The organism is Streptomyces sp. SBT349 (assembly GCF_001083795.1).
In the GTDB taxonomy this organism is placed as follows: domain Bacteria; phylum Actinomycetota; class Actinomycetes; order Streptomycetales; family Streptomycetaceae; genus Streptomyces.
In genome coordinates this window covers 1-13,914 of the sequence record NZ_LAVK01000043.1, presented here as the reverse complement: position 1 = coordinate 13,914, position 13,914 = coordinate 1, and the positions used below count along the sequence as shown (strand labels likewise).

Here is a 13,914-nt window from a genome sequence, read left to right as displayed (position 1 = left end):
ACACCGCCACATGCTGACCGGTCAAGTGGAGTCCTACTGCGAATTCTTCGGCCTGAGCGCACCCAGGACCGGCTGAAGCACACACCCGCCACGATCCCACACCCAGCCGACCCACACCCCGACAGACGGCTACCAGACCGGGGGATGCCGGGTGGTGAGCGCGGTCCCTACCGTGAAAGTCGCACTCTTGGGTCTGATCCTCGAGGTGGAACCCGCGGTCGGCCGCGTGCCCCGCCGCTCTATGCCGTGCGTCGGCCATCGGCCGAGAAATGTCCGAAGTGGAGATTTGGAGATACATGAACGCGCGACCGGCACCAGAGTTTCCCTCCTGGCCGCAGTACGGCGACGGCGAGCGCACCGGCCTGATCCGGGCCCTGGAGCAGGGTCAGTGGTGGCGCATGGGCGGGTCGGAGGTGGACTCCTTCGAGAGTGAGTTCGCCGACTTCCACGGTGCCCCGCATGCTTTGGCCGTCACCAACGGCACCCATGCCCTGGAGCTGGCGCTGCAGTGTCTGGGCGTCGGTCCGGGCACGGAGGTCATCGTGCCGGCCTTCACTTTCATCTCCTCGTCCCAGGCCGCTCAGCGGCTCGGCGCGGTCGCCGTCCCCGTCGACGTCGATCTCGACACGTACAACATCGACGTGGCTGCCGCGGCGTCCGCCGTCACCCCTCGCACCAGGGTGATCATGCCCGTGCACATGGCGGGGCTCATCGCTGACATGGACGCGCTCGACAAGCTCTCCGCGGACACCGGCGTGCCCCTGCTGCAGGACGCTGCCCACGCGCACGGTGCCCGCTGGCAGGGCAAGCGGGTGGGCGAGTTGGGTACGGTCGCCACGTTCAGCTTCCAGAACGGCAAGCTGATGACCGCCGGCGAGGGTGGTGCACTGCTTTTCCCCGACGAGGAGACGTACGAGGCCGCCTTCCTGCGGCACAGCTGTGGCCGGCCGCGCACCGACCGCGGCTACATGCACCAGACTGCCGGCACCAACATGCGGCTCAACGAATTCTCTGCGTCCGTGCTCCGCGCCCAGCTGAGCCGCCTCGACGCCCAGCTCACGCTGCGCGATCAGCGCTGGACACTGCTGTCCCGGCTGCTCGGCGAGATCGACGGCGTCGTACCCCAGGGGGGCGATGCGCGCGCCGACCGGAACTCTCACTACATGGCCATGTTCCGGATCCCCGGCATCTCCGAGGAGGGCCGCAACGCCCTCGTCGACACGCTCCTCGGGGCCGGGCTGCCCGCCTTCGCCGCCTTCCGGGCGATCTACCGCACCGACGCGTTCTGGGAGACGGCCGCGCCCGACACCACCGTCGACAGGCTCGCCGCATGCTGCCCGAACACGGAGGCGATCAGCACCGACTGCATCTGGCTGCACCACCGGGTGCTGCTCGCCTCCGAGGAAGCCCTCCACACCACGGCCGAGATCATCGCCGACGCGGTGGCCGCACGATGAAGCTTCGCGCTGCCGTCGTCGGGCTCGGCTGGGCAGGCCGCGAGCTGTGGCTCAGACTGCTGAGCGAGCACGAGGACTTCGAGGTGGTCGCCGTCGTCGACCCCGACCCGGACTCCCGGGCAGCCGCCGTGGCGATGGGCCTGCCCGCCCACACCACCATCGACGCCCTCGCCCCCCGCACGGTCGACATCGCCGTCGTCGCGGTACCCAACCATCTGCACGCCGAGGTAGCGGCCGCCCTGCTCCGCCGCGGGATCTCCGTCTTCCTGGAGAAGCCGGTCTGCCTGACCACCGCCGAGGCCGACGCCCTCGCCGCGGCCGAACAGAACGGCGGGATACTGCTCGCCGGCAGCGCCACCGCCCACCGCGGCGACGTCCAGAAGCTTGCCGGGCTGCTGCCCCAGCTTGGCCGGATCCGCCATGTCACCCTGGCCTGGGTCAGGGCGCGCGGCGTGCCACAGCCCGGCGGCTGGTTCACCCAGCGCAGCAAGTCCGGTGGCGGTGTACTCGTCGACCTCGGCTGGCACTTGCTCGACGTCCTCACCTACCTCCTCGGCCCCGCTCCCGTCACCCAAGTGATCGGCTCGGTCTCCGACGACTTCGTCAGCAGCGGTGCCTGGTCCGCTACCTGGCGCGAGGACCAGCCCACCGACGTCCCGGCCGGCAACGTCGAGGACACCGCCCGAGGCTTCCTGCTCCGCGAGGACGGCATCTCGGTCTCGCTGCAAGCCAGCTGGGCTTCGCACGAGGCGCTGGACGCCTCCGTCATCACCATCGAGGGCAGCGATGGAACGGCACGGCTGCACTGCACCTTCGGCTTCAGTCCCAACCGGGCCCCCGAACCGGTGCTGACCCTCACCCGGGAAGGCGTCACCCAGCAGATCCCGCTGCCCGCCGAGCCGATCGGCACCGAGTACGGACGCCAGCTCGACGGCCTCGCCGGGCTCCTGGCCGACCCGGGCCGACGCGGCGCGGCCGTCGCCCAGGCCCGTGACACCGTCCAGCTGGTCGAAAGCTTCTACGCATCGGCCCGCGCCGCTCGACCTGCGGACCACGCGCCCCGATTCACCCCCCACAAGGAGGTGAGGACCGCATGACCACAGGGTTGGAACACCATGCGGCAACGACCTCCGAACAGCACTTCCCCGTCTCCGGACAAGCAGTCATCTTCGATCTCGACGGAGTCGTCGTCGACAGCTTCGCGGTGATGGGCGAGGCCTTCTCCCTCGCCTACGCCGAGGTCGTCGGCCGAGGCGAGGCGCCCTTCGAGGAGTACCAGCGCCATCAGGGCCGCTACTTTCCCGACATCATGCGGATCATGGGCCTTCCGCTGGAGATGGAGGAGCCCTTCGTCCGTGAGAGCTACCGGCTCGCCCACCACGTCCAGGTGTACGACGGTGTTGTCGATGTGCTGAGGATGCTGAACGAGCGCGGCCTCCGTCTGGCCGTCGCCACCGGCAAGGCAGGCGAGCGAGCCCGGTCCCTGCTCGACGTCCTCGGCCTGCTTCCGTACTTCGCCCACGTCATCGGCTCCGACGAGGTGCCCCGGCCCAAGCCCGCCCCCGACATCGTCAGACGCGCGCTCGAACTCCTCGACGTTCCCGCGGACCGGGCCGTCATGATCGGCGACGCCCCCACCGACCTGGCCAGCGCCCAGGGCGCCGACGTCACCGCCGCAGCCGCACTGTGGGGCTGCCACGACGAGATCGGACTGCTCGCCGCCGGCCCTGACATCGTCCTGCGACGGCCCGCCGACCTGCTCGCCCTCTGCCCGGCCGTCCCCGGCCACTGAGACGGAATGACAGCCTCACCGCCGTCGTGGCATCTGGGCATCGACATAGGGGGCACCAAGGTCGCCCTGCGCGCCGAGTCAGCGGTCGGCCGTACCGAGGAGCACACGTTCTCCTGGCCGCACCACGAAGACGGACCGGACGAGCAGGTCACCTCCTGGCCCAGCCGACCGTCATGGACCGGCCTCGCCCTGGGGCCCGCGTTACGCGCCCTCGTGCCCGGAGCGGCCGTCGCATGGGCGGACGACGGCGACGTGGCCGCCCTCGCCGAGGCCGCAGCGGCCGACTGCGCCGATCTGCTCTACGTCGGCGTCGGTACCTGCATCGGCGGCGGCCTGGTCCTGGGCGGCCTTTCCTCCCTCCAGGCGCGGTCCTCCTTGCCCGAGCCGTCACCGGCGGAGCCGTACCGACTGAACTCTGCCCCAATGGACCGCCGAGGCGCATAGGGGACTGAAACGACATGGGGGAAAGGTGTATGAATTCATTAAAGATTCAAGGAGTCTGGGCATAAAGTGAAGGATACGAGGAAGGCATACTCATCCACCGCAGAGCTCCGATGGCTCACCGATGAGCAGGAACGCATCTGGCGCTCCTATGTCCACGCGACCACGCTCCTCGAGGACCACATGTGCCGCCAACTGCAGCGTATTGTGAATATGCCTCATAGCTATTACAGGCTCCTGGTGAACCTCGCAGAGTCCCCCCACCAGCGGCTGCAGATGACGGAGTTGGCGATGCACGCGAAGATCACCCGGCCCCGGCTCTCGCACGCCGTCGCACGTTTGGAGGAGAACGGCTTGGTACGGCGCGAGGAAGCTCCCTCCGGCAAGCGCGGCAAGTTCACGGTGCTCACAGAGGAGGGCCTGGAGGCCCTCAGACGGGCCGCTCCGGGCTATGCGACAGTCGTGCAGCATGCCCTGTTCGACCGGCTCACCCCCCAGCAGCAGGAGTCCCTCGGCGCGATCATGCAGATCGTCACCGATGGACTCCAGACGGACAAAGCGGGTGCCGACCTTCCCTGGCTACGCTAGAAGTGCTGCGCGGGTGCGTCGACTCAACGGCTGTCATCGCTGGTCGGTGGGGGTCAGGCGGCCATCGAAGGCGATCTGGAAGGCGTTCGGGGGTGCCTTCCGGTGCATCGTCCAGCGGCGCCGGCCCCTGCCCGTTGGGTCCAGGCTCATCAGCGCCATGTAGACGCACTTCAACGCGGCGGCCTCTGAGGGGACGTGGCCGCGGGCCCGAACCGCCTTGCGGATCCGTGCGTTCACACTCTCAATCGCGTTCGTGCTGCAGATGACCTTGCGGATTTCGACGTCGAAGGACAAGAAGGGCACCATCTCGGCCCAGGTCGGAGAACTCCAAGAAGCGTTCGGTCGCGGCGGCCTCACCGGGAGCGGTGTAGACGGGCTTGAGATCCTTCCGCGCGGCACCGGTCACGCCCCCGGCCGGATCGCGGTGGACCTGGCTGTGATGCCGGCCGACGGCGGGGAGGCAATCGCCGACCTGGCCCTGCTGCGGGACCAGGCCGAGGTCTTCGGCCCCGTCGCGTCCAATCCCGAACCAAGCGTGGCTGCAGCTATCCCTGACCGCCCTCGACCTGCTCGCCTGGACTCGCCTCCTGCTGGAGGGCGAACTCGCAGCCGCCGAGCCGAAGAAGCTCCGCTACCGGCTGTTACACGCAGCTGCCCGCATCACCCGCGGCGGACGCCGCACGCACCTGCGGATCGCCGCGATCTGACCCTGGCGAAACGCGCTGACCAGCGCATTCGCCCGCCTAGCGGCCCTGCCACAGCCATAACTCCAGCTCAGCCACCCGAAGCGAAACAGGGAGGCTAGTGGCAGTCGGTCAGGTCGTGCCCGGCCGGACCGTGATCGGGTCGGTCGTCGGGTCAGGATTCGGAGGACTCGTCGTACCGGTGGAAGCCGTGGCCCGTCTTGCGGCCCAGTCTTCCCTCCCGGACCATCCGGGTGAGCAAAGGGGGCAGCTCGGGGACCAGGTCGTCGGAGTTCTCCGCCATCGAGCGGGCCACGTCGGTGATCGTGTCGATCCCGATCAGATCGAGCAGCGCGAGCGGACCCATGGGATGTCCGCAGCCCAGCACCATTCCCCTGTCGATGTCGTCAGCGTCGGCGATGCCCTGGTCGTACATCCTGACCGCCGCCATCAGATACGGCACGAGCAGGGCGTTGACCACGAACCCGCTTCGGTCCGCGGCGCGGATCACCTCCTTGCCGAGGGTGTCCCTGGCGAAGGACTCGGCCGACGCGGCGCACTGTTGCGAAGTGCGGTCCGTCACCACCACCTCGACCAGGGGCATCAGCGGTACGGGATTGAAGAAGTGCATTCCCACCACGGACCCGGCCCTACCGGTGGCCTCCGCCAGATCGCCGACCAGCAGGCTGGAGGTCGTCGAGGCCAGGACGGCCGCAGGGTCGGCCAGCACCCCGTCCACCGCCTTGAACACCCGTCGTTTCACCTCGAGTCTCTCGGTCACGGCCTCCACGACGAACTGCCGGTCCGCGAGGTTCTCGACATCGGCGGTGACCCGCAACCGGGCCATGGCCACCGCCTGTTCCGGCACCGTCATCCGGCCCTTGGCCACCGCGCGGGCGAACGAGGCCGTCAGCCGTCCGACCGCGTCCTCGATCCGGTGCGGGGCGGAGACCAGGACCGTCACCTCCACCCCGGCGCGCAGGCTCACCTCGGCAATGCCGGCGCCCATCGTCCCGCAACCGATCACGCCCAGTCGTTCCACCGTCGTCCTCATCGAGTCCCGCCCTCGGTCACGGTCCAGCGCAGCAGGGCGGCACCGGCCGCCATACCCGCGCCGAAGCCCGCCAGGAGCACCAGATCGCCGTCCCGTAGCACGCCGGAACGGTTGGCCGCGTCAAGTGCGACCGGCACCGACGCGGAACCGAGGTTGCCGCTGTGACGCAACGGCAGATGGGTGTCTGCCCGCTCCAGACCACTGACCTCGGCCAGTTCCGCCACCAGCCGGCCATTGGCCTGGTGCGGCACGAAGTGCTGCACGTCGGCCGGTTCGTAGCCGGAGCGCTTGAGCAGCCCGGCGATGAGGCCGGGGACGTTGTCCAGGACGAAGTCGCGCACCCCCCGGCCTTGCATGCTCAGCAGGTGGCCACCGTCCGCGACCGTCTCGACGGAGGCGGGACGGCGGCTGCCCCCGGCCGACATGCTGATCAGCTCGTGGGCCTCGGCCCGGCTCATCAACTCGACCTTGAGCAGGCCGCGTTCCGGATCGCCGGGCGCATGCGGGGCGGAGCCGATGACCGCGGCCCCGGCTCCGTCCCCGAACAGAACACTGGTCGCCCGGTTGCCGAAGTCGATGAACCGGGTCCACACGTCGGTGCCGATGACCAGGACCTTCGTCGTCGGGTCCAGCGCCACGTACGCCCGGGCGATGGACAGCGCGGTGACGAACCCGGTGCAGGCGATGTTGACGTCGAAACAGGCGGCCCGGTGGGCGCCGAGGGCCAGTTGGACCAGTGACGCGGTGGAGGGGATCGGGGCGTCACCGGTCGTCGTGGCGACGATGATGAAGTCGATGCCGTCCGCGTCCAGTCCGGCCTGGTCCAAGGCGGCGCGCGCGGCGTGGACGGCGAGGTCGGACGCTGCCTCGTCCGGTGCCGCGTACCGCCGTTCGACGATGGCGGTCCGGTCGGCGATCCACTCGGCGGAGGCACCGGGTACCCGGGCCTCGATCTCCTCGTTGGTCACCACCCGTTCGGGCAGGTAGGAGCCGGTCCCCAGCACGGATGTGACGTACCCCTGTTCCCTTTCCATGGTCACGCCGCCCGCACGCTGTCGTGCGCGTACGCGCGCATCAGGGTCAGTCGGTCCTCGCCGATCCGGGCGCGCCGCTCGGGGTCGGTCACACCCAGGCCCGGACGGTCGGCCAGGCAGAGCACGCCCACCTTGCCGATGTGCTGGTTGAGCTGCACCAGCCGGGTCGCCACGCCGGCCTCCTCCAGCGGGAACAGCGAGGTCAGTGCGGGCACCAGCGATCCCTGGTCGAACAGTCGTGCGGTGTCGACCTGTTCCTGGAGGTTCGCCACGTGGCTGCCGATGATGCGCTTGAGCCGCATCCACAGATAGCGGTTGTCGAACCGGTGCTGGTAGCCGGTGCTCGAACCGCAGGTCACCACGGTGCCTCCGCGCCGCGCGAGGAACACCGAGATACCGAAGGTGGATTGGCCCACGTGGTCGAAGACGATGTGCGGATCCTCGCCCACGCCGTCACGGATGAGCCGGCCCAGCCGCTTTCCCTGGGCCACCGCGACCGCCGGCTCGTCGCCGGCGTCACTGCCGAAGCCGTACTCCTCACGGTTGATCACCAGGTCACAGCCGAGGGCGCGCGCCACTCGCGCCTTCTCCTCGGAGCCGACGACTCCGACAGCGATGCCGCCGCCGTTCTTCACCAACTGAACGGCGTAGGCTCCCAGTCCGCCGGACGCGCCCCAGATCAAGACCACGTCCCCCTGCTTCATCCGTGCGCCGCGGTCGCTGACCAGCATCCGGTACGCGGTTCCGGCACAGGCCGGGACCGAGGCGGCCTCCTCCCAGGTCAGGTGTGCCGGCTTCGGGATCAACTGGCTGGCCCGGGCGATGGTGTAGTGGGCGAGGCCGCCGTAGTTGGTCTCGAAGCCCCAGGCGAGCTGGTTCTCGCTGAGCATCCCGTCGGCCTGGACGGACGCCTCCTGGTCCTCGACACAGGCCGCGTTGACCAGCGCGTGGTCACCAACCCGCCAGCGCCGCACGCCGGAACCGGCGCGGACGATCACTCCGGCGCCGTCCGAGCCGAGGACATGGAAGGGCTGGTCATGCCGCTTCGCCCAGCCGCCCTGGCGCCCGTAGGCCTGGAGGAAGCCGAAGGTCGACAACGGTTCGAAGGTCGCAGACCAGACCGTGTTGTAGTTGATGGCGCTGGCCATGACGGCTATCAGCACCTCGTCGGGCGCGAGTTCCGGCATCGGCACCGGGCCCACGTGGAGGGTCTTGCGCACGTCGCGGTCGCCTTCGATCCCCTCGAAGGTCTTCTCGTCCTCGATCCGCAGGTGCGCGGCGAGGAACTCCGCCGGTACTTCCGCGGCGGCCAGTTCCTGCGGGCCGGCACCGGCACGTACTGCATCGGAGAGTGACATCATCGGGCTCCTCGTCAAGCCATGTGAGGCTGGTGAAACGATCGGGTTTTCTGTGTCGGGCTCGGCCCTCACCTCGCGTACAGGACCCATCTGCTGCCGTCCACGGGCGTCGAGGGGCGGCGCGCTCATCGCGGGCTCCCAGGTACCCGGAGTGCCGCGCGTCGTCGACGACCTCGAACGTGGCGCCGGGGATCGTGTCGGCGAGCTCGCGGCCATATACGGGCGGGGCGACCAGGTCTTGAGCGAAAGAGACCACGCGGCACGGCCCAGCGATGTCCGCGCCGGCGGCGCGCCGGTCCGGCGTCGGCTTGGTCATCGGACCGCGCCGGTTACGTACAGTAGGGCTCGGGCCGCCAGGCGGTAGCCGAACACGCCGAGGCCAACCACGACACCGGAGGCCAACGGGGCGATGATCGATTCGTGCCGGAACTGCTCCCGCGCCCACACGTTGCTGAGGTGTACCTCGATCCACGGGTGCTCGTAGCTCGCGAGTGCGTCCCGCCGGCTCCAGCCGGCGATCATCAGGGCGCCAGGGTTGACCACGGCGCCGACGCTGTCGGGCCCGTGCTCGTGGACAGCGCTCACCGGATCGCCCTCCGACTCCCGTTGGAGGGATAGGACCCTACAGCCCTGCCCGCTCACCTCGTTGGCGACCGCCTGCTCGATGTCGGCCAGGGTGTCGGTGCCGTAGATCTCGGGCTCGCGGCGGCCCAGGATGCCGAGGTTGGGACCGTTCAGCAGGAGCATCGTGCTCATTCGTCACCTCGCCGTTCAAAGGTCCGAACCGCATCCGGTCCGTGGTCCAGGGCCCCATCGGGGGCGGCTGTCAGGGTGTCCATTCCGAGCATGGGCCCGGCAGTCTCCTCGACGTGGGCCATCGCGTACCGCAGGATGGGCCAGGACGGTCGGCCGGGCCAGAGCGGTGAGGTCCATGCGCAGGCCGGCGGTGGCTGAAGAAGATCGGTGCAAGGACGGCGAGGACCATGGTCCGCAGAGGTTCCAGCTTCGCCGGGTCCACCACGCCGCTGATGGCGATCACCACGCCGCAGACGAAGGCGCCGAAGATGGCTTCACGTCCCATCGCCTGGGTGGCCGCCGAGCTGAACAGAACCAGGGCGACGGCTGCGGCGACCGTGGGAATGGCGCTCTCGGAACGGTCGGCCCACCGCAGTACGGTCCGTACCAGCGGGCGGCCGATCACCGCCGCGAAGAGCACCACGCCCACCGGGTCGAGGATAGAGGTGGCGATGACACCGGCGGTCAGCCCGACGGTGGCCATCGCTGAGACGACGGACAGCAGAAAACAGCCCGCCAGGTCGTCCACCACCCCGGCCGAGAGGCTCAGTTGCCCGATGTCGCGGTGCAGCGGTTTCATGTCGAGCAAGGTCTTGGCGATCACCGGAAGGGGGCTCACACACATCGCCACGCCAAGGAACAGCGCGAAGACGGACGCATCACGCGAGGACAGCGCGCATGCTGTGGCCGAACGGGGCCAGTGGCTTGTCGTCCAGGTGCCGCAGCGCGGCGGATGGGTGCAGCGCCTTGGACACCGGGAAGGAGAAGCGTGCAGAGCCGCCCGCGTACGGAAAGCACGCAAGCCGCACCTTGCTCTGCGGCGCGGGGTGCGAGACGCTCACCCATTTCTTGAACTGCGCCGTTGCTTGATGCATGCCGGACGAGCTCCTCGTGGTTGGTGAGGGCATATCGGAAGCCTAGGTTCGTGCAGGTGGAACCGTGTATCCCCAGATCTGATAGTCCCAAGCCCTGGAGCGGCCCGAACGCCGGTACGGATTGTTAGTCTTGCGCCGTTCCGATTTCGGCAGTTGTGCCTGCGCCAGCCACCCTGCGACGAGGGGTTTCCCGTGCCCGAGACGTCACCGCACAAGCAGTCCGCCGGCGCGAGCCCCGAGACAGATGCGGACGTGATTGTCGTCGGCAATGGCCCAGTCGGGGCCACTCTCGGGATCCTGCTGGCACAGCGCGGCCGACGGGCCATCGTCCTGGAACGGCGCCGGCGCCCCTACACCCTGCCCAGGGCGACCAGCTTCGACGGCGAGACGGCACGGCTGCTCTCCTGCTGCGGGGCGGGCCCGAGCCTCGGCCGGATCACCGAGCCCGCCACCGGTTACCAGTGGCATTCCGCCGACGGTGAGGTCCTCCTCGACATCGTCTTTCGCACAGAAGGCCCGTACGGGTGGCCTGACGCCAATACCATGCACCAGCCCGCCCTCGAGGAACTGCTGGCCTCGCGGGCAGCCGGGCTGCCCGGAGTGACTGTGGTACAGGGCCGCCAGGTGGTGGGGATCGAGGAGCAGGACGACCGGGTCGTGGTGACGGCCGAGGACGAGGACGGCGCAGTCCAGACATACACCGCGAGGTGGGTGGTGGGCTGCGACGGTTCCAACAGCTTCGTCCGGGACCATCTGGATGTGCCGGTCACCGATCTCGGCTTTTCCTACGAGTGGCTGCTGTGCGATGTGCAGCTGCACGAGCCGGGCAAGTTCGTCCCCACCAACGTCCAGATCTGTGACCCCGCCAGGCCTACTACCCTGGTCGGCAGCGGTCCGGGGCATCGGCGCTGGGAGTTCATGCGGCTGCCCGGCGAGCGTGCCGCGGACCTGAACCGGGAGGAAACCGCCTGGCGGCTTCTCGCTCCCTACGGGGTGACCCCCGACAGGGCGACGCTGCTGCGCAGCACCACGTACATCTTCCAGTCCCGCTGGGCCGAGCAGTGGCGGGTCGGCCGGGTACTGCTGGCCGGGGACGCGGCCCATCTGATGCCGCCGTTCGCCGGGCAGGGCATGTGCTCGGGCATCCGCGACGTCGTCAACCTGGCGTGGAAGCTGGACCTGGTAGTGGGCGGCCTCGCCCCGGAGTCGCTTCTCGACACCTACACAGAGGAACGCCGCGCGCAGGTACACAAGTCGATTCTGTCCTCGGTCCAGCTGGGCCGGGTGATCTGCGTGACGGACCCCGTGGCCGCGGCCGAGCGCGATTCCACGATCCTGGCGGGCCGCCGCGGCCGCGGTCCGGCGGTCCCGGACCCGGCGTTGCCTCTCACAGAGGGGCTCCTTCACCGGAGAGTGGACGGGTCGCCCATATCCCCGGCGGGCGAGGTGGTCCCCCAGGGCCGGATACGCGGCCTTGGAGGCACGGGCCTTTTCGATGATGTGGTCGGCCGCGGCTTCGTTCTGATGCTGGCAGAGGGCGCGGACGCCGACCTCGACGCGGAACAGTCGGCATTCCTCACGGAACTGGGTACGCACGTGGTGACGCTGCTCCCCGAGGACGGGACGCCGCAGAACATGTCGATGGCCGACGTGGGCGGCGTCTACCGCACTTTCCTGGCTCGCCACGGGGCCGACGCGGTATTGATCCGTCCGGACTACCACGTGTATGGGGCGGCCTCAGGCCTGGGGGCAGCGGCGGCGCTGGTGGACGACCTGCGGGCCCGCCTGTACTCCAGCCGTAGTTCGTGATCTCGATGGTGAGGGGCGCCGAGGCAACAGCCGGACAACGCCGACCATCTGGCCGAGATCGCCCACGCCGTCGGCTCCTTCTCCTTCTACCCGAGTTCACCGCGACGGAGCGCGTCCCTCATCTCGCTGAGCTTCGCGGTCGTCGCCGGGGTCTGCTCCTGTGGTTGTTCAGCGAGTCGGAGGGCATCGTCGATCTCGCTGAGCTTCGCCGAGGACAGGACGGCCGCCCGCTCGATCAGGCCATCCCGTGACACAGTGGTCAGCCACGTGCAAGGGATAAAGCCTGGACGCCTGAAGGCGAACCGCAGCACGCCCTCGAAGGGCAGCCCTTCCATGGCGCCAACTCGCACTTCGACGCCCAAACCGCTCATGTCGACGCCCGCCGGCGCGACGACCTGCATCGCCCGGATCCCGGACGCGTCGTCTCCCGACAGCAGTACGAACAGTCGCCGCTCGTCGCCCCCCACCCACCAGACTTCGCCACGTTGCACATGTCCTCCTGACACGGGACGGCAGGCGAACCTGCGCGACCCTGACGCACTGTGGAGACGGGTGCGGCCACCGTTGATCATCGGTGTGTGAAGACAAACGATCAAGCGGTGGCCCCAGGCCACATTGTACCCAGCCCGCTGGCGGGAGGCGCTTCGAGGGCCTGATGAGCCGGATCGCAGGCCGGTTCACGCGGGTCGAACCGCGGTGCCGAGCCTGGAAGTTGGTCGAGCCGGTTCCACCCAGCCACCTGCCCCGCGATCCACACTCCGCGATCCTCGCCCTGAACGACAACGTCCCCTGGCCCGGCGGGGAGCGCCCTACCCGCCGTCGCGTGGGTGAGCACCAGCCGATACACGCGTGTTCAGCCGCGCTCCCACTCCGGGCATCACCCAGGGTCGGTGTCCGAGGGGCGACCACAACCGATACCCCACGCATCCACCCGCTGACGACGGTGCTGCAACTGTCGGCAGCCCGCTGAATCCGCCGCTTACTGGGGCCTGTCCCGTGGCGGATGCGCAGGTTCGGGCCCCCGGCGATATACCCCATAATATGGGAATGGCCAACCCGCAGGTCAGCGGCCAAGGGTTGCCAATCCAAGTTGCCTGCTGGCGAAGTGGTGGACCGTTGTGTTCAAGCCGTGGGTGTGGCCAACGCCAGGGGCTGATTGTGCAACCAGCCCACTGACCAGTGCGGAAGCATTGATCATGACGCAGATGACCCATCTGCTGCCGCTGCTGACTGAGGAGGCCGCTTGGACGCGCGCCCAGCCGCCCTGGGAACGTGGCCGGAAGGTCGGTAGCAGCGATGTGGTGGAGTTCCGCTTCAAGGTTTAGCCGCATTTCCACCACGTCGCCATTGTCAAACGCGCAGGTCAAGAGGGTCTGACTCTTCCGAGTCGGCCCTCTGGCCTGTTCCCGTGCTGGGATGACACTGAAGAATCTGACGCATTGTCATCTCATGTTTGAGTTGCCTAAGAAGCCGTTGCTCTATCGATCATGGTGGGCATGGGTTCGAGTGGGGATGCCTGGTCGGGTGGTCTTGCGTCGGTGCGTGTATGAAGACAGGGCCTCTGGTGCAGCTCGGGGTTGTTGAAGCCAGGAGCGCGCCCAAGAGGCCCTGTTGTCACAGTTTTACGCTGCTGCGTCGGCCTGGTCCAATGCGGCTTCTCCTTCGTGTGACTGCCTCGCGCACCGGTTCGGGAATGCGGGCGGTCGTCCGGATCGGCAGCCCCGGTATCCGTCGGACATGACGGACGCCGAGTGGACCGCGGTGCGGGACCTGCTGCCGGTGCCGGGGTGGTTGGAGGGCAGGGGCGGGCAGCCGGAGGGTTACTGCCACCGGCAGATGGTCGACGCGGTCCGATACCTGGTCGCGGGCGGCATCACGTGGCGGGCGATGCCCGCGGACTTCCCCGTGTGGGACCGCGTCTACGCGTTCTGGCGGCGCTGGCGCGACAAGGGATGGATCCAGGAACTGCACGACCGGCTGCGTGACCGGGTCCGTCAGGCCGGGGGGCGGGATCCGGAGCCCACCGCG

Annotated in this window: 14 protein-coding genes and 2 pseudogenes; 8 read left to right on the top strand and 8 right to left on the bottom strand. The window is 68.9% G+C overall.

Annotated elements, in window-relative coordinates; genetic code table 11:
- Positions 1-296 precede the first annotated feature (296 nt).
- The 5 genes from rifK to ADY01_RS08170 all read left to right on the top strand — a co-directional run bounded on the left by rifK (position 297) and on the right by ADY01_RS08170 (position 4,278).
- Positions 297-1,457 (top strand): 3-amino-5-hydroxybenzoate synthase, encoded by a 1,161-nt coding sequence (gene rifK, locus ADY01_RS08190; protein WP_049568127.1) that lies wholly within the window; start codon positions 297-299, stop codon positions 1,455-1,457.
- The gene (locus ADY01_RS08185) at positions 1,454-2,554 is read left to right on the top strand and encodes a Gfo/Idh/MocA family protein (RefSeq protein ID WP_049568123.1); all 1,101 of its coding nucleotides are present in this window, start codon (positions 1,454-1,456) and stop codon (positions 2,552-2,554) included. The genes rifK and ADY01_RS08185 overlap by 4 nt, the downstream gene beginning before the upstream one ends.
- A complete protein-coding gene (locus tag ADY01_RS08180) occupies positions 2,551-3,249 on the top strand; it encodes an HAD-IA family hydrolase (protein ID WP_078900100.1) in 699 nt (232 codons plus the stop codon). The genes ADY01_RS08185 and ADY01_RS08180 overlap by 4 nt, the downstream gene beginning before the upstream one ends.
- A 6-nt stretch (positions 3,250-3,255) precedes the next feature.
- Positions 3,256-3,693: a hypothetical protein gene (locus ADY01_RS39690; RefSeq protein WP_049568120.1), complete on the top strand. Its 438-nt coding sequence runs from the start codon at positions 3,256-3,258 to the stop codon at positions 3,691-3,693.
- 66 nt (positions 3,694-3,759) lie between these two features.
- Positions 3,760-4,278, top strand: coding sequence for a MarR family winged helix-turn-helix transcriptional regulator (locus tag ADY01_RS08170; protein WP_049568116.1), 519 nt, complete (start codon positions 3,760-3,762; stop codon positions 4,276-4,278).
- 33 nt (positions 4,279-4,311) lie between these two features.
- Here ADY01_RS08170 and ADY01_RS08165 read toward each other — a convergent pair.
- Positions 4,312-4,666 (bottom strand): annotated as a pseudogene (locus ADY01_RS08165) (transposase); the annotation flags it as partial.
- 139 nt (positions 4,667-4,805) lie between these two features.
- On the opposite strand from ADY01_RS08165, the pseudogene ADY01_RS36775 reads away from it, so the two are divergent.
- A pseudogene (locus ADY01_RS36775) lies at positions 4,806-4,982 on the top strand (transposase); the annotation flags it as partial.
- 154 nt (positions 4,983-5,136) lie between these two features.
- On the opposite strand, the gene ADY01_RS08160 reads toward ADY01_RS36775, so the two are convergent.
- The 6 genes from ADY01_RS08160 to ADY01_RS35935 all read right to left on the bottom strand — a co-directional run bounded on the left by ADY01_RS08160 (position 5,137) and on the right by ADY01_RS35935 (position 10,077).
- Positions 5,137-6,015 (bottom strand): 3-hydroxybutyryl-CoA dehydrogenase, encoded by an 879-nt coding sequence (locus ADY01_RS08160; protein WP_049568109.1) that lies wholly within the window; start codon positions 6,013-6,015, stop codon positions 5,137-5,139.
- Entirely contained in the window at positions 6,012-7,049 is a 1,038-nt protein-coding gene (locus ADY01_RS08155; protein ID WP_049568106.1) for a 3-oxoacyl-ACP synthase III family protein, read from the bottom strand. Before ADY01_RS08155 ends, ADY01_RS08160 begins: the two co-directional genes overlap by 4 nt.
- A gap of 2 nt (positions 7,050-7,051) precedes the next feature.
- Positions 7,052-8,410, bottom strand: a complete 1,359-nt coding sequence (ccrA, locus tag ADY01_RS08150) for a crotonyl-CoA carboxylase/reductase (RefSeq protein ID WP_049568103.1) — start codon at positions 8,408-8,410, stop codon at positions 7,052-7,054.
- Positions 8,411-8,719: 309 nt separating this feature from the next.
- Positions 8,720-9,163 carry a type II 3-dehydroquinate dehydratase gene (locus tag ADY01_RS08145; protein WP_049568101.1) on the bottom strand — a complete coding sequence of 148 codons (444 nt, stop codon included), beginning with the start codon at positions 9,161-9,163 and terminating at the stop codon, positions 8,720-8,722.
- Between the two features lie 70 nt (positions 9,164-9,233).
- Positions 9,234-9,806, bottom strand: a complete 573-nt coding sequence (locus tag ADY01_RS08140; protein ID WP_234320134.1) for a cation:proton antiporter — start codon at positions 9,804-9,806, stop codon at positions 9,234-9,236.
- A gap of 55 nt (positions 9,807-9,861) precedes the next feature.
- On the bottom strand, positions 9,862-10,077 hold the full coding sequence (locus ADY01_RS35935; RefSeq protein ID WP_053170614.1) for a hypothetical protein: 216 nt from the start codon (positions 10,075-10,077) through the stop codon (positions 9,862-9,864).
- A gap of 192 nt (positions 10,078-10,269) precedes the next feature.
- Here ADY01_RS35935 and ADY01_RS08135 point away from each other — a divergent pair, with 192 nt between their 5' ends.
- On the top strand, positions 10,270-11,886 hold the full coding sequence (locus ADY01_RS08135) for a bifunctional 3-(3-hydroxy-phenyl)propionate/3-hydroxycinnamic acid hydroxylase (RefSeq protein ID WP_049568098.1): 1,617 nt from the start codon (positions 10,270-10,272) through the stop codon (positions 11,884-11,886).
- Positions 11,887-11,972: 86 nt separating this feature from the next.
- Here ADY01_RS08135 and ADY01_RS08130 read toward each other — a convergent pair whose 3' ends face one another.
- Positions 11,973-12,377 carry a growth inhibitor PemK gene (locus ADY01_RS08130; protein ID WP_049568093.1) on the bottom strand — a complete coding sequence of 135 codons (405 nt, stop codon included), beginning with the start codon at positions 12,375-12,377 and terminating at the stop codon, positions 11,973-11,975.
- A 1,246-nt stretch (positions 12,378-13,623) separates the two neighbouring features.
- On the opposite strand from ADY01_RS08130, the gene ADY01_RS08125 reads away from it, so the two are divergent.
- Positions 13,624-13,914 (top strand): transposase (locus ADY01_RS08125; RefSeq protein ID WP_049568089.1); only part of this gene is annotated, 291 nt, incomplete at its 3' end.

Excerpts from the sequence above, each read along its gene's own strand:
- rifK (WP_049568127.1), top strand. The coding sequence starts at position 297 with ATGAACGCGCGACCGGCACCAGAGTTTCCCTCCTGGCCGCAGTACGGC.
- ADY01_RS08185 (WP_049568123.1), top strand. The coding sequence starts at position 1,454 with ATGAAGCTTCGCGCTGCCGTCGTCGGGCTCGGCTGGGCAGGCCGCGAG.
- ADY01_RS08180 (WP_078900100.1), top strand. The coding sequence starts at position 2,551 with ATGACCACAGGGTTGGAACACCATGCGGCAACGACCTCCGAACAGCAC.
- ADY01_RS39690 (WP_049568120.1), top strand. The coding sequence starts at position 3,256 with ATGACAGCCTCACCGCCGTCGTGGCATCTGGGCATCGACATAGGGGGC.
- ADY01_RS08160 (WP_049568109.1), bottom strand. The coding sequence starts at position 6,015 with ATGAGGACGACGGTGGAACGACTGGGCGTGATCGGTTGCGGGACGATG.
- ADY01_RS08155 (WP_049568106.1), bottom strand. The coding sequence starts at position 7,049 with ATGGAAAGGGAACAGGGGTACGTCACATCCGTGCTGGGGACCGGCTCC.
- ccrA (WP_049568103.1), bottom strand. The coding sequence starts at position 8,410 with ATGATGTCACTCTCCGATGCAGTACGTGCCGGTGCCGGCCCGCAGGAA.
- ADY01_RS08145 (WP_049568101.1), bottom strand. The coding sequence starts at position 9,163 with ATGAGCACGATGCTCCTGCTGAACGGTCCCAACCTCGGCATCCTGGGC.
- ADY01_RS35935 (WP_053170614.1), bottom strand. The coding sequence starts at position 10,077 with ATGCATCAAGCAACGGCGCAGTTCAAGAAATGGGTGAGCGTCTCGCAC.